Here is a 15,206-nt window from a genome sequence, read left to right on the forward strand (position 1 = left end):
GTTCTTCTTGAGTTTCAAGAAGAACCGTTCCTCAATCTTTTTTAATATTAATTCTCCACTTTTACGATGGCCATTTTGCCATTGTATGGTTTATTTCCTTTTGCTTCTAATGCTTTTGTTGCATCCTGTAAACCATCAAATTTTTCATAATAGATGTAATATTTACTTGTTGCCACATTGTAAAAGAAATTAATATCTGTACGCCCTGCTGCAACCGCTTTAGTCAAGAACTCATCTCTTTTCTCTACACTACTGTGGACAGCGACAATTAAATAATAACCGTTTTCAGAATTTTTAATATTCTTGATAATCTGCATGTTTGACTGTTCTTCTCCAAAATCAAAATCATTAGCAGTCATTGGTGCATTACTTAATTTCGTTGTTTCCTTAATACGTTTAAGAGCAGCAACATCCTGTGCATATCTTCCTTGATCATTTTCATAAGCCGCACGTTTAATTCTACGTTTACGCTCAATTTCAGTCTCTGTTTTAATACGTTCTAAATCGGCTATTAAAGCAGCACCTTCTCTCTCCATTTGCAATTGAGCCGCTTTCAACTCGTTTATCTTATCCAGATATGCTTTATTCAACGGATCGTTTTTAGGGAACTTTTTAAGTCGGTCGTTATACAGAGCCGTTAATCTGTCAATCTCATTCTTCATGCTCTTGTTAGCATCAGCAATCTGAAGTTTTAATGCTTCTATTTGACTGTTTTCTGCTGCAACACTCTTGAATGGTTTTGGCTCTCTGTAAATTCCTCTTTCACTTAAATCATTCTCTTCTTTTAAATCATTTAAATCTTTTTGCTTATTAGCAACCGTAGCTTTAAACTGACTTAATAAATCGCTTTGAACCTTGCTTGTATTTTCAACAGACTGCGTTAAACTTTCAATTGCTTTTCCTGTATCATCTTTCGCTTTTGCTGCAAGCGCTGCCGCTTCAGCATCGGCTTTTGCTTTTTCAGCTGCTAGCCTTGTCTGGCGTTCTTCCTCTTCTCTTAAGCGTCTTGTTTCTTCCTCTGCTTTTAACTTTTCAGTTGCTTCTGCATCTGCTTTTGCTTTTGCTGCTGCTAAAAGTCTTGCTTGCTCCGCTTGCATGTCAGCTTTCGCTTTAGCATCGGCAGCTAATTTTGCTTGAAGTGCTTCAGCATCTGCTTTCGCTTTCGCATCAGCGGCCAATTTAGCTTGGCGAGCTTCTTCATCAGCTTTTGCCTTTGCATCGGCAGCTTGTTTTGCTTTTAATGCTTCTGCATCCACTTTAGCTTTCGCATCTGCTGCCAATTTAGCCTGACGGGCTTCTTCCTCAACTCTTGCTTTCTCTTCAGCAGCTTGTTTTGCTAGTAATGCTTCTGCGTCTGCTTTCGCTTTTGCCTCTGCCGCTAATCTTGCTTTTTCTGCTTCCGCATCGGCCTTAGCTTTCGCATCGGCTGCTTGTTTCGCTTTTAGTGCTTCTGCATCTGCCTTGGCTTTTGCATCTGCAGCCAATTTAGCTTGACGTGCCTCTTCTTCCTCTTGTAATTTTTTCGCTTCTGCTTCCGCTTTTGCTTTTGCAGTTGCTTCTGCATCGGCCTTAACTTTTGCGTCTGCTAATAATTTTGCTTGTAAAGCAACCATATCAGCTTTTGCTTTTGCCTCTTCTGCAAGTTTAGCTTCAGCATCTGCTTTTGCTTTCGCATCAGCGGCTAATTTAGCCTGACGAGCTTCTTCTTCTACCCTTGCTTTTTCGTCAGCAGCCTGTTTAATTCTCAATGCTTCTGCATCGGCTTTCGCTTTTGCTTCGGCTGCTAATCTTGCTTTTTCTGCTTCAGCATCTGCTTTTACTTTCGCATCCGCGGCTAATTTTGCCTGACGAGCTTCTTCTTCAACTCTTGCTTTTTCGTCAGCCGCTTGTTTTATTCTCAACGCTTCTGCATCGGCTTTTGCTTTTGCTTCAGCCGCTAATCTCGCTTTTTCAGCTTCTGCATCGGCCTTAGCTTTGGCTTCTGTAGCTTGTTTCACTTTTAATGCTTCTGCATCCGCCTTAGCCTTCGCATCAGCATTCAATTTCGCTTGACGTGCCTCTTCTTCTTCTTGTAATTTTTTCGCTTCTGCTTCCGCTTTTGCTTTTGCAGTTGCTTCTGCATCGGCTTTAACTCTAGCATCTGCTATTAACTTAGCCTGTAAAGCTTCCATGTCCGCTTTTGCTTTAGCATCTGCGGCTAATCTTGCCTTTTCTGCTTCTGCATCCGCTTTTGCTTTTGCGTCAGCCGCTAATCTTGCTTTCTCAGCTTCTGCGTCTGCTTTAGCTTTATTTTCTGCCTCTAATTTGGCTTTAGCTGCAGCTTCCGCATCGGCTTTAGCCTTAGCATCTGCAACTAATTTAGCTTGAAGTGCCTCTGCATCTGCTTTAGCTTTGGCTTCTGCTGCTAATTGTGCCTGACGAGCTTCTTCAGCTTGTTTTACCTTTAATGCTTCAGCATCAGATTTTGCTTTTGCTTCAGCTGCTATCAATGCTTGTCTTGCCTCTTCATCCGCTTTTGCTTTTGCTTCGGCTGCCAATCTTTCTTTTAATGCCGCATCTTCAGCAGCTTTTGCTTTCGCATCAGCAGCTAGTTTTGCTTTATTCGCAGCATCTATAGAAGATTTTGTTTTAGCTTCTGCAGCTGCCTTCGCTTTTGCTTCTGCTGCTAATCTTGCCTGTAATGCATCTGAATCTGCTTTTGCTTTTGCATCGGCTGCAATAATAGATTGTAAATCTGCTGCCTCAGCTTTTGCTTTTGCATCGGCTTTACGTTTTGCTTCTGTAGTCTCCGCTTTTGCTTGATTATCTGCTATTAATTTTTGTCTTGCCGCTTCTGCATCGGCTTTTGCTTTTTCAGCCGCCGCCAATCTTGCTTGTCTTGCTGCTTCTGCATCCGCTTTTAGTTTCTCAGCAGCAGCTAATCTTGCCTTCGCAGCAGCTTCAGAATTTGCTCTTGCTCTTTCAACCGCAAGCTGTGCGGCTGTTTTTTGCTGCGTTGGCGTTGCCGCATTTGCTGCAGCTGCTTTCGCTTTTGCAGCTTCAGCATCGGCTTTAGCCTTATCTGCCGCATCTAATTTCGCTTGTAAAGCTTCAGCATCTGCCTTAGCTTTTGCATCTGCAGCTAATTTTATTTTTAAAGCTTCTGCGTCTGCTTGCGCTTTATCAGCTGCTAATTGTTCTGGCGTTTTTTGTGCTGCGCCTGCTTTGTTTGCTGCCGCTTGTGCTCTTGCAGCTGCTGCAGCATCAACTCTTGCTTTATTATCAGCTGCCAGTTTTATTCTGCGTTGTTCTGCATCAGCTCTTGCCTTATCAGCTGCTAATTGCGCTTGTGTTTTTTGTGTTTCAGCAACAGCTTTATTTGCGGCTGCCGTTTGTGCTCTCGCTGCAGCTGCGGCATCTGCCTTAGCTTTTGCCTCTGCTGCAAGTTTTATTTTAATAGCCTCAGCATCTGCTTTAGCTTTATTGTCTGCTTCTAGTTTTGCTTTTGCTTTCGCTTCGGCATCTGCTTTTGCTTTGTTATCAGCCTCTAATTTAGCTTTCGCTTTTGCTTCTGCATCTGCCTTCACTTTCTCTGCTGCCAAAAGTTTTGCTTGTTTTGCTTCAGCATCTGCTTGTGCTTTTGCTTCGGCAGCCAATCTGTTCTTTTCAGCGATTTCAGCTCTGTTTACCTGAGTTGCTTCTGAATTTTGTTTAGCTGGAACTCGTTTTGGCTTAGCTGGATCAATCAATGATCCTTCATCATCATCTCCGTAATAGTAATTTCTGTTTTTGAATTTGTAGGCAATTGCGAATTCATGTGATCCGCCCATATTAGAGAAATTGCCCATTCCTCTTTCGTAATTATATTCTATAGCAATACTTGGAGAAATATTGATACCAAGTCCTGCCGAAACTCCATATAATGTATTATATCCTGCTTGAGCCCAAACTCCTTGCTGAAGGGTAAGCATACCCAAACCAGAAATAACTGTTTTGTCTTTTTTTAATTCTGTTCTTACAATACCAGAGAATTTACTTCTGTCAAAAAAACCATAACTATCAATATAGCCAGTGTACATTGCATGTAGTTGAATGGCTCTTTCGGGATCTTCTTTTACCATTCCTGACCCAAAATTGTACAGTACTAAGTTGTTAATTGCCAATCCAAAATCCAAAAATTCTGTACCGTAATTAATTCCAGGATTTACTGTAAGCAAAGTACTTTTTGGAAAATCACCCTGTAGAATTGTAGAATCATCAGAAATGATTTTTCCAGTATTTAATCCGCTTTGATAAACGCCTACATTTAAGCCAAAAGTCAAATTACTGTCCTGTTCTAAAACAATATTATGAGCAAAGTTTCCTATAGCTCCAAAAACGGTCATTAGTCCATAGTTCTGTTGAAAAAGACCTGCCGCAAATGCTTCATTTTCTCTAAAACGTCCAGAATAATTAAACAAATAAGTCTGCGGTGCATCCTCAAATTGTACCCATTGTCTTTTGTTGTAAAAACTGATATAAGGGTTTGATTCACGAACAAAACTGAACGCTGGATTGATTATATACCTGTTAAACTTTAAAGAATTTCTGATAGGTAACGAAAACGAAACAACTCCATCCTCAGAAGCGTTCTGAGCATAGAGTACATTTGATAAACCATAAAATAAAGTGATGAATAGTAGGATTTTCTTCATATTATTTTATAACCGTTATTGATCCTTTTTTTTCACTTGCGTCGCCTTTAATGACATAGTAATAAACCGGATTTACATTTTTAAAATCTACATTGCTTTGAGGCCAATCGCCTTGATAATTCATAACATCGAGCACTTTGTCTCCGTTTGAACTTATAATAATGACTTGGGTATTTGCATTTTTGTATTCATCAGGAATATTCCAATACGGGTTCAAACCGCTTAACTTGATAATATTAGGAATAACACTCGATGGACCTGAATCTCCGTTTATTCTAAATGAAAATTCTTTGCTGGCAACACAACCTGCAGCCTGAGAAATCTTTACTTTATAATTACCTTTTACTGTAACCAAGTAAGAACTACTTGTCTCTCCAGAAATAATATTGTCGTTTAAGTACCATTCGTAAGTAGCATTTGCAGCATCTGTAGTAACGGTTACATTCAAAGTTTCACCTTCGCTTAATTTATACCCATCTTGGACATCAATACTTGCATCAAATCCGTTGCTTTTAAGATCAATTGTTCCAGTTGCTTTACATCCACCAAAATCTACATCAACTGTATAAACTCCTGATTCGTTTGTAGAATAAGTACGAGTAGTAGCTCCTGTAATCACTGTACCATTCTTTTTCCAAACATAGCTATTTCCAGAAGTCGCTGTCAAAACAGTTCCTGATCCACTAGCACAAAATGGATTTCCTAAACTTGAATCTATTGTTACTGCAGAACCCGATGAAGATGTAGTAACAATAACACGATTAGAATAAGATAACGAAGTACAGCTTCCGTAGTTAGTTTCAACATAATAAGTACCCGGTGTTGTAACTGTATAACTTGAAGTGCTGTTTCCTGCCAATAAAGTTGGTGGTACACTTGTTCCATTATCTCTATACCAATTGTATGATAATGAAGGGTATTTTAACGGAGAATCATTTTCTGGTGTTGTAGAATCTGGATCTATAGACAATACAAAACTACCTCCAGCACAAAAAGAAGCATTTCCATTAAAATTATTAATAGTATACTGTTTATCGTGTATTTTATAATAAATAGGAAAAGAACTCTTTTGAGTTGAAGAGAAAAAATTAGTACTGACAACTCCCGTCGAGCTTCTAACTCTTAGTTTGTAAATATCAGAACCAACTATGTTTTGTGGAACATTGAAAGTTATCGTTTTTCTATCTGGAGCATCATCTTTCGTAACTCCTGTTAATTTAATTGGAGTAGTAAAACTTCCATCTTTATCTGATAATTCTACTTCGAATGTTGTCCCAGTGGCAAAACCACTGTGAAGAAATGTCGCATCGTATGTCTGGCTCGTAACACCAGCACATATCCTGTCAAAATTTAGGATCTCTGGTGTTATTTTTTGAGCATAGACATTCGATTCAGCAAAAAATAGGATGCTAAATAGAATTAAAACTTTAAAAAAAGATAAAGTAATTTTTTGAATCATATAGTGCGTGTTCTAGCTAAATCTATACGCTCAAAAAACAAAATATCTATGAATGTTTCTGAAAAATCATACTTATAGTTTTCGATTATATCCTTTGCCAAAATCGAAGTAGCTGTTAAAGATGAATCTTCTTTACATTCGTTTGATACCGAATTTGATTCAGCGGCAATAGTAAGGCTATCCTTGGGGGTGGACATCCTTACTATTAACTGATTAAAATTATCTGAACTGCTGTTTTTAATTACAGCATTATTAGTATTGTTTTGGTTATTTTCTACTAACGCTACACAGCTATCAGAACCAGCTCCCGTTGTAGGTTTTTGTGCTGTATTCTGTGCGTATAGAGTTAACGAAATAGGTGAAACCAAAAATATTATATATATAAAATATTTTTTCGTAGATACCATTATGTTTTGATCTTTATTTGGGTCCGTTAGAGACGATACATAAATTGTGTCTGGGGACTTAATTAATAAAATTTACGCTCGGAAATAAAAATCGAAATCTATTTATCTATTGCCGCTTGAAGCCGTGATTTTTCCTAATTGTAATCTGTAATCTGGTTTTTTAGGGTTTGCGATATCAATGAAAGTTTCATTGTTACTGCTTTGAGAATAAACATTAAAGAATACACTGTTACCATACCAGCTCTCTAAATCTTCGTTGTTAGAATTGTACTCAGTAAAGATGTTTCCGTTACATAAGTTAAAGTACATTTCTTCAAATTTGATTTTTTTAAGATTGGCATCGTTGATCTCAATTTTACTGTCTAATAAAACAGCAGGATTGAATCCAGAGATTACACTACGCTTTAATTCAAGAGAAGCACTTTCTGCAACATAAACACATTCTTTAACTAACCCTGCCTGGATATCAGATTTAATGTTTTCACTGTCATTAAGCATTGTGATATTTGTAGCAGCTACAAGAGTTTGTTTTTTTGTAAAGTCTGTTTCGTTCTTTTTCTCATAAGATTTCACCTCCATACAACGAGATCCATCTTTGTTACTTGATAAGTAAGAAGATCTAATTGCTAAAGAGTTGAATAAACGACATTGTACACCTTGTGTGAATTTGAAGTCGTCATTGATAGATTTATAAGAAACTAATTTTGATGCATTAACATCACCACCAAAGAAAGCGAATGAATCACCTCCAGAGTAGCTTACCATAACGTTGTCAATAACTGTTTTGCTACCAACTCCAGCAATAGTTAAACCATTGAATGTATCTGCACCTTTTACTTTTTTACCTGCAAACTCGATTCTCACGAATCTTAAAATTCCAGAGTTTGAAGCTACGTTGTCTCCACCATAAGTAGTAAGTGTTGGATCTAAATCAAGGTTGTAAGAACCTACGTTTCCAAATTTATTGATTGGTGCATCACCAAGGATTACAACTCCACCCCAGTCTCCAGCTTTTTTCATGCTGCGGTTTGAAGTAAATACAATTGGATCTGTTTCTAAACCATCTGCAATAATTTGTGCACCTTTAGTAACTACCAATGTTCCTTTTGTTTCGAAATCACCAATAATTAAAGTTCCTGGTTCAATTGTTAAAACAGCATTGTTTGTAACATATACGTTTCCTTGCAAAACGTAGATATTTCTTTTCAGCAATTTAGTATTAACAGAAATGTTTCCTGCTAAAATTTGGTTTGCTTCTCCATAGTCCACTTTGTTGGGCTTAAATTCGGTCCAGTTATTCAACCAATTGTTGTAGCCCATAATTCCTTTCTCTTGTTGAGCACTCATACTCGTAACCGTCAAAAGAACGCAGATTAATTGAGTAATTTTTTTCATGATAAGGGGGTATTAGGGTTAATAATAAATTTAGGTATGCGTAAACGAAAAAACTCCTCTCGAACTTTCCGAAATTATCAGAACCTTCGAGAATGAGTCTTTTTTTATTTTGTTTTTCAAAAGCATTCCACTTAGATTTTATCCATCTACGTAAAGACTTCGAAAAAGGTTTTAAAAAAAAATTAATCTTTATTACATTTCGTTCAAATCGTTGAACTCGTGTAATGATTTCAATGTACTTTCGTAAAATAAAATAGCTGCGATTAAATTTCCTTTGTCAGAGTAAGGCATCATCTTTCTTTGGAATTCTACAGTTGTGTCCAAAAATGTTGATGTACCAACTGCTTGGGCATCTAACACTTTTTTGTGTTCGTTATCGTCTGGAATACCAAGATCGGCCATAGTAACTCCCGGTTTTGTAACCAAAGCAATGTAAGGAAGAGTTTTTACTAAAACTTTAATACGTTCGATATATAACTCCAAAAGTTCCCCCTTTTGCATACCACTTAATTCTTTTTGATCATGGTATTTACGAATAAGAGCTGTTGTACTAATAATACTTCTTGGCGCGTTTTTAGCCTGTGCCGAAACGGCTGCAGTAGTTAAAATAAAAAGTGCACTTAGCAGAGTAATTTTCCCTTTCATAGATTCTTATTTATAATTGGTTCTTGATAAAAACAAAAATATAGAAATTAACTTAAACTCCAAGTGCAATGATTTATTTTTTCAAAAAAAAACCTTAAAAAAACCTTAAAAATCAGTCTTATGTCGAGAAAATGTGCGTTTTAACGGGCTTTTTGTTAAAATCGTTAAAGTCATAATAGTAAGATTATAGCTATAAAAAAAACGTCTTTTCCTTTTTAAATAATAAAAAAAAACTTACGTTTATCGATTTTCTCAAAAAAAATATTAACAAAAACATCTCGATAACTGCTCATCTTGAGCTATTTATTAACAAAATTATTCTCGATAACGACCAAAAAAAATCTTAAAGAGCACCTAGATTTTGAAAATTATGAGTATAAAATAATCTTTGACTTGAAAATTTTTGACTACATCATTTTCTTCTATCTTTGCTTCATGCAATTTTCTCAAATTTTAGGTCAAGATTATATCAAAAGCCACTTGATAAAAAGTGCTGCTTCTGGTAGAATTCCGCATGCACAATTATTTGTTGGTCCAGAAGGAAGCGGTACATTAATAACTGCCATTGCCTATGCCCAGTATATTTTGTGTGGGAATACAGGTAATGAAAATTCGAACGGAAATGATTCTTGCAATCTAAAGTTTGATAACATATCGCATCCCGATCTGCATTTTATATATCCAACCGTTACTACCGAAGATGTAAAAACAAAACCGAAAAGTTTAGATTTTATACAAGACTGGCGAAGTTTTATTCAGGAAATGCCTTATGGAGGTTTATTTGACTGGTACAAAATTCTAGGTGTTCAAAACAAGCAGGGAGAAATTCGTGTCGAAGATGCGCAAGAAGTTTTAAAATCGCTTTCGCTGAAATCTTATGAAGGCGGTTACAAAATTATGATTATTTGGATGGCAGATAAAATGAATATTGCCGCTTCGAATAAACTTTTGAAACTTTTAGAAGAACCTTCAGATAAAACTATGTTTATTCTGATTTCTGAAAATGAGGAAGATATTATACAAACCATACGCTCACGCTGTCAGGTAATTCATTTTAATGGACTTCCAGAAAAAGTAATTGCTGAGGCTTTAGTAGATCGCGAAAATACTGATCCCAATTTAGCCAAAAAAATTGCGCACCAAGCGCAGGGAAATTTTAGCAAAGCTTTGCATTTGTTAAAAGAAGACGATGACGATTTACCATTTGAGCAATGGTTTGTCAATTGGGTACGTGCTGCCTTTAGAGCAAAAGGAAACGCGGCCGCTATCCAAGACTTAATTTCTTGGAGCGAGCAAATCGCTGCGCTGGGACGCGAAAGTCAGAAAAAATTTATTCAGTACTGTATAGAAATGTTTCGTCAAGCTCTTATGCTGAATTATCAAGCATCGAGCTTAGTTTACATAGAGCCAAAAGTAGATAAATTTAAATTGGAAAATTTTGCTCCATTTGTTAATGGAAATAATATCCACGAAATATTCAAAGAACTTTCAGATGCTATGTATCATATTGAAAGAAACGGAAATGCAAAAATAATTCTAACCGATTTATCGATCAAACTCACACGTTTAATTCATAAAAAATAGATTTCAAATGAACAATATTGCCTCAATTTTAATTTTAGCTTTTTTAGCTTTAACTTTCTTACAGTCAGGTTACGAAAAAATATTTTATTGGAATGATAATGTAACTTGGCTCAAAGAGCATTTTTCGAAAACAATATTAAGAAATCATGTTCCACTGGCATTAGCACATCTTTTAATTGTAGAGTTAATTTCTGGAATTTTATGTGTTGTTGGCGGTATTCAATTATTCACAAATAACGGACGAGAATTTGGTTTATATGGAGCTATATTTTCATGCATCTCTTTGTTAATGATGCTTTTCGGACAAAGATTAGCAAAAGATTACGATGGCGCGAGAACTATTGTAATTTATTTTATACCAGCTGTAATGGCGGTTTACTGGTTGAATTAAGACAACCACAATTTTTAAATTTTTAGATAAAAAAAATGAATCCAAAACATCCTTCAGAATCTCTAACTATTTTAACTGATTTAGTTTTACCGAGCGAAACTAATCCTTTAAACAATCTTTTTGGTGGTGAATTATTAGCCCGAATGGATCGCGCTGCAAGTATTGCCGCCCGCAGACATTCGCGCCGAATTGTAGTTACTGCTTCTGTAAATCACGTTGCTTTTAATAGAGCCATTTCGCTTGGAAGCGTTGTAACAGTCGAAGCAAAAGTTTCAAGATCTTTCAAAAGTTCTATGGAAGTATTTATAGACGTTTGGGTAGAAGACCGCGAATCTGGAAATAGAACAAAAGCCAACGAAGCCATTTATACATTTGTGGCTGTAGATGATACTGGAAGACCAGTCGAAGTACCACCAATTGTACCAGAAACTGAACTAGAAATCCAACGTTTTGATGCAGCTTTGCGTCGTAAACAACTAAGTTTACTTTTGGCAGGCAAAATAAAACCCGCTGATGCCACAGAATTAAAGGCTTTATTTTTGTAATGAAAATTGTGACAATTTGGAACAATTGGAAATAATGAAACTTCAAAAAAAGGAGTAATTTTACAATTTACAAAACAAGCCAATAAATTTTAAGAAAGAATTTTCTTAATTTTATCCGGAAAGGCAAAAATAAAAATTTAGATAATTTAAGAAAATATGAGTTCAGACAAAGAAGCCAAATTAAAAGCGTTACAGTTAACACTTGACAAACTTGACAAAACCTACGGAAAAGGAACCGTAATGAAAATGGGCGACAGAGCCATTGTAGAGGTAGAAACGATTTCTTCAGGTTCGCTTGGTGTTGATTTAGCTCTTGGCGTTAATGGTTATCCAAAAGGAAGAATTATTGAAATATATGGTCCAGAATCTTCTGGAAAAACTACTTTGACGCTTCATGCTATTGCTGAGGCTCAAAAAGCTGGAGGTATTGCTGCTTTTATTGATGCGGAGCACGCTTTTGATAGAAACTACGCTGAAAAATTAAATGTTGATATTGAGAATTTAATCATTTCTCAACCAGACAACGGAGAACAGGCTTTGGAAATTGCCGAAAACCTAATCCGTTCTGGAGCTATAGATATTGTTGTTATTGACTCTGTTGCGGCTTTGACTCCGAAAAGTGAGATTGAAGGTGAAATGGGAGATTCTAAAATGGGTCTTCACGCACGTTTGATGTCTCAAGCTTTGAGAAAACTTACTGGAACTATCAGTAAAACAAATTGTACAGTATTCTTTATCAACCAGCTTCGTGAAAAAATCGGTGTAATGTTCGGAAATCCGGAGACTACAACGGGAGGTAATGCTTTAAAATTCTACGCTTCTGTACGTTTAGATATTCGTCGTTCTGCTCAAATTAAAGACGGTGAAAACGTAATTGGTAACAGAACAAAAGTAAAAATTGTTAAAAACAAAGTGGCACCGCCTTTTAAAACTGCCGAATTTGACATCATGTATGGAGAAGGAGTTTCTAAAACTGGTGAAATCTTAGATTTAGCGGTTGAATTTGACATCGTTAAAAAAGCAGGATCTTGGTTCAGTTATGGTGATACCAAATTAGGACAAGGTCGCGATGCTGTTAAGGCGTTGATAAAAGATAACCCAGAACTTGCTGAAGAACTGGAAATTAAAATTAAAGAACATATCAAAGAATTAGCAAACGCATAATTCTATAAAGCATTCTGATTTTAAGTCCGATAGATTTTACCATCTATCGGATTTTTTGTTTTTAAGAAAAATTTGAAATCGAAACGCAACCTTTTTATTAAATCTCCATCTTATAAAAAAGCAAGTCTCCAAAATTGATACGCCATATATCAATTTGGATTTTTTTAGAATTTACATTGGTTGGTTATTTGAACAAAAATCCGTTAGTTATTGGGTACTAACGGATTTTTATTATTTTTTTACTTTTTTGACGCAACCTTTTTAGCTTTTCCATATCTATACTAATGTGACATTAACTTGAGTTATAATTAAACTCTTTATTATCAACCATTAATATTTTTAACCATGAAAGAAAAAATAGAATTGTTGTACAGTAAAAACCGAAGAAAAACCAAATTGAAATTTAAAAAAGTATTACGTTTTATTTCCGAAAAGATAATTCACAGATAATAACTTTTGAATAAAAATAGGGGGTTTTTAATTCAAAGAAAAGCCGGTAGATTTTTAAGAAATCTACCGGCTTTTGTATTTTAAATTATCTGAGAAATTCTATTTTTGAAAATCAATTAATCCATTGTAAATTATGGTTCTAACTTGATCTCTTAACTCTTTTCTGTGATCAATAGTTAGATCTTTTGTTTCAATGAAAGGAAGAATTCTTGCGCGCATTCTGCCAGGACTTCCACTTAGAAATGTATATGAAAAACGTTCTTTATTATCTGCAAAAACAATTGGCACAATTGGAATCTGGTGATCAATTGCCAATCTAAAAGCTCCGTCTTTAAATTCATCTAACAAAATACTTTCATCATCTGGAACACCGCCTTCAGGGAAAATACAAATACTTAACCCTTGGTTTAAACGGCTTTGAGCTCTTTTAAAAACTTCATTTTTACTTCTTGATGAATTTCTATCAACTAAAATACAAGTTCGTTTATAGAAAAATCCAAAAAGCGGAATCTTCACCAGCTCTTTTTTACCAACAAAAACAAACGGATTCTTAATTAGAGCAAGCATAAGCATAATATCGGTCATCGAGGTATGATTGGCCACAATCATGTAACTTTTGCCTTTAATAAGCTTCTGTTCGCGTTTTACGGTATAATAAAACCCCATTCCGAAAAGAATAAATTTTGCCCAAATTCGAGCCATCTTAAAGAAATATGGATATCCTTTCTCTGAAACTATAGAAATCAGTAAAAATGGCAGCATAATCAAGATTGGAATCGCCATTAAGACGTAAAACCAAACGCGCCAAAGAATCCAAAAAGCAATTTTAAGTATTTTCATAGCTTCAAATGTAATAAAACGGAAATGAATTTTAAACAAGAATTTGACTAGTCAATTATTCAACGCAAAGAACACAAAGGATTTTCGCAAAGTTTTAAAGTTTTTTTGCTTTGCAATAAGTTCACAAAGCTATGTCGTTAAATTATTGGCAACTCTTCTAATGCCGTTCTTTAAAAGACTTTCGTTGAAATTTATAAGTAGACCGAGTTTAAAATTTCCAAGTTTTAAGTATGTTAATGTTTGAGCCAAATGGTTAACAGTGAGTGATTCTACGCTTTTTATTTCGACTAATAATTTGCTTTCTACAAGTATATCAATACGATATCCACAATCAAGCTTAACTTCTTCAAAAACCAATGGCAAAGCTTTTTCTTTTTCAACAAAAAGCCCACGTTGACTTATTTTATAAAACTGTCTCGTCCTGAAATAAGTTGACATAAAATTGACTTATTTATGAATAATCCAGAATTTAAAAAAGAGCGACGTAGTCAGCGAGATTACAACTTAGGCTTTAAATTAGCCGTTATTTCGCAGGTAGAAAAAGGCGAACTTACTTACAAGCAGGCGCAGAAAAAATACGGAATACAGGGAAGAAGCACAGTTTTGGTTTGGTTACGAAAATTTGGTAACTTAGACTGGAGCAAACCTAATCTTCTTTTTATGTCAAAATCAAAAGAAACTCCGGCACAGATTATCAAAAGATTAGAAAAAGAACTGGCAGATGAAAAACTGAAAAACATGGTTCTTAATACTATGATTGATATTTCTGACAGTCAATATGGAACTCAAATCAGAAAAAAGTTTTCTCCCAAACCATCAGAAGCATCCGGCAGGAAAAAGGAATAAGTATGTCCTATGCCTGTAGATTATTTGGGATAAGCCGACAATCGATTTATCAGCATGAATCACGTTTACTAATACGCGAAGAACAATTGCTCAAAGTTAGGGAACTGGTTGAAAAACAAAGAAGAATAATGCCTAGATTAGGCACAAGAAAACTTTATTTTTTATTGGAGCATTGTTTTGCTGAAAATGGAATTAAAATCGGTAGAGATGCATTTTTCAAGTATTTAAAAAGAGAGCAGCTGCTTATAAAGCCTGCAAAGAGTTATATTAAAACAACTTTTTCTAAACACTGGCTTCATAAATATCCTAATCTTCTAAAAGATATTAATGTGCATAGGCCCGAACAGGTCTTTGTAAGTGATATAACTTATGTAAAATCATATGAAAGAACCCATTATCTCTCATTAGTTACAGACGTTTTCAGCAGGAAAATTGTCGGCTATCATTTAAGTGACGATATGAGTGCAGAGAATGTTGTTAAAGCCCTGAAAATGGCAGTTAAAAATAGAAAAAACAAACTTGCACTTATACATCATTCAGACAGAGGGCTTCAGTATTGTTCCCAGATTTATCAGAATGAATTAAGAAAGAACAATATTGAACCATCAATGACCGATGGATATGATTGCTATCAGAATGCTTTAGCAGAAAGAATCAATGGGATTTTAAAGCATGAATTTTTAATCTATAAATGTAAATCAGCAGTAGAATTAAATAAATTAATTAAAGAATCTATAGAATGCTATAATCAAAAAAGGCCGCATTTAAGCTTGAAAATGAAAACACCTAATTTTGTATATCAAAAAA

Annotated in this window: 12 protein-coding genes; 5 read left to right on the forward strand and 7 right to left on the reverse strand. The window is 35.3% G+C overall.

Annotated features, from left to right (window positions below; translation table 11 throughout):
- Positions 1-47 precede the first annotated feature (47 nt).
- The 5 genes from GSY47_RS21780 to GSY47_RS21800 all read right to left on the reverse strand — a co-directional run bounded on the left by GSY47_RS21780 (position 48) and on the right by GSY47_RS21800 (position 8,579).
- Entirely contained in the window at positions 48-4,673 is a 4,626-nt protein-coding gene (locus GSY47_RS21780) for a PorP/SprF family type IX secretion system membrane protein (protein WP_219071533.1), read from the reverse strand.
- 1 nt (position 4,674) lies between these two features.
- Entirely contained in the window at positions 4,675-6,132 is a 1,458-nt protein-coding gene (gene sprC / locus GSY47_RS21785) for a gliding motility protein SprC (protein ID WP_179003861.1), read from the reverse strand.
- Positions 6,129-6,539 carry a hypothetical protein gene (locus tag GSY47_RS21790; RefSeq protein ID WP_218651417.1) on the reverse strand — a complete coding sequence of 137 codons (411 nt, stop codon included), beginning with the start codon at positions 6,537-6,539 and terminating at the stop codon, positions 6,129-6,131. The genes sprC and GSY47_RS21790 overlap by 4 nt, the downstream gene beginning before the upstream one ends.
- Before the next feature lie 102 nt (positions 6,540-6,641).
- The gene (locus GSY47_RS21795) at positions 6,642-7,934 is read right to left on the reverse strand and encodes a hypothetical protein (RefSeq protein ID WP_179003862.1); all 1,293 of its coding nucleotides are present in this window, start codon (positions 7,932-7,934) and stop codon (positions 6,642-6,644) included.
- Positions 7,935-8,126: 192 nt separating this feature from the next.
- Entirely contained in the window at positions 8,127-8,579 is a 453-nt protein-coding gene (locus GSY47_RS21800; RefSeq protein ID WP_057115433.1) for a hypothetical protein, read from the reverse strand.
- 435 nt (positions 8,580-9,014) lie between these two features.
- Between GSY47_RS21800 and GSY47_RS21805 the strand changes: the two genes are divergently transcribed.
- From GSY47_RS21805 to recA, 4 genes are all read left to right on the forward strand, one after another.
- Positions 9,015-10,163, forward strand: a complete 1,149-nt coding sequence (locus GSY47_RS21805) for a DNA polymerase III subunit (protein ID WP_179003870.1) — start codon at positions 9,015-9,017, stop codon at positions 10,161-10,163.
- 7 nt (positions 10,164-10,170) lie between these two features.
- Positions 10,171-10,554 (forward strand): DoxX family protein, encoded by a 384-nt coding sequence (locus tag GSY47_RS21810; RefSeq protein ID WP_179003863.1) that lies wholly within the window; start codon positions 10,171-10,173, stop codon positions 10,552-10,554.
- Positions 10,555-10,589: 35 nt separating this feature from the next.
- Complete coding sequence (locus GSY47_RS21815; protein ID WP_109194728.1) at positions 10,590-11,099, forward strand: acyl-CoA thioesterase; 510 nt, start codon at positions 10,590-10,592, stop codon at positions 11,097-11,099.
- 156 nt (positions 11,100-11,255) lie between these two features.
- Complete coding sequence (gene recA, locus GSY47_RS21820) at positions 11,256-12,263, forward strand: recombinase RecA (protein ID WP_179003864.1); 1,008 nt, start codon at positions 11,256-11,258, stop codon at positions 12,261-12,263.
- Between the two features lie 549 nt (positions 12,264-12,812).
- Here the strand turns inward: recA and GSY47_RS21825 are convergent.
- Both GSY47_RS21825 and GSY47_RS21830 read right to left on the reverse strand, forming a co-directional pair.
- Positions 12,813-13,553, reverse strand: a complete 741-nt coding sequence (locus tag GSY47_RS21825) for a lysophospholipid acyltransferase family protein (RefSeq protein WP_179003865.1) — start codon at positions 13,551-13,553, stop codon at positions 12,813-12,815.
- A 129-nt stretch (positions 13,554-13,682) separates the two neighbouring features.
- On the reverse strand, positions 13,683-13,991 hold the full coding sequence (locus GSY47_RS21830) for a GxxExxY protein (protein ID WP_179003866.1): 309 nt from the start codon (positions 13,989-13,991) through the stop codon (positions 13,683-13,685).
- Between the two features lie 15 nt (positions 13,992-14,006).
- Between GSY47_RS21830 and GSY47_RS21835 the strand changes: the two genes are divergently transcribed.
- Positions 14,007-15,206, forward strand: a protein-coding gene (locus tag GSY47_RS21835) for an IS3 family transposase (protein ID WP_219071534.1) whose coding sequence is annotated in 2 segments (ribosomal slippage) — positions 14,007-14,355 and positions 14,355-15,206 — 1,201 coding nt annotated over the 2 segments. Because the reading frame shifts where the segments join, the coding sequence is not laid out codon by codon here. This gene is flagged as partial in the annotation.

The organism is Flavobacterium quisquiliarum (assembly GCF_019308285.1).
GTDB classification, from domain to species: domain Bacteria; phylum Bacteroidota; class Bacteroidia; order Flavobacteriales; family Flavobacteriaceae; genus Flavobacterium; species Flavobacterium quisquiliarum.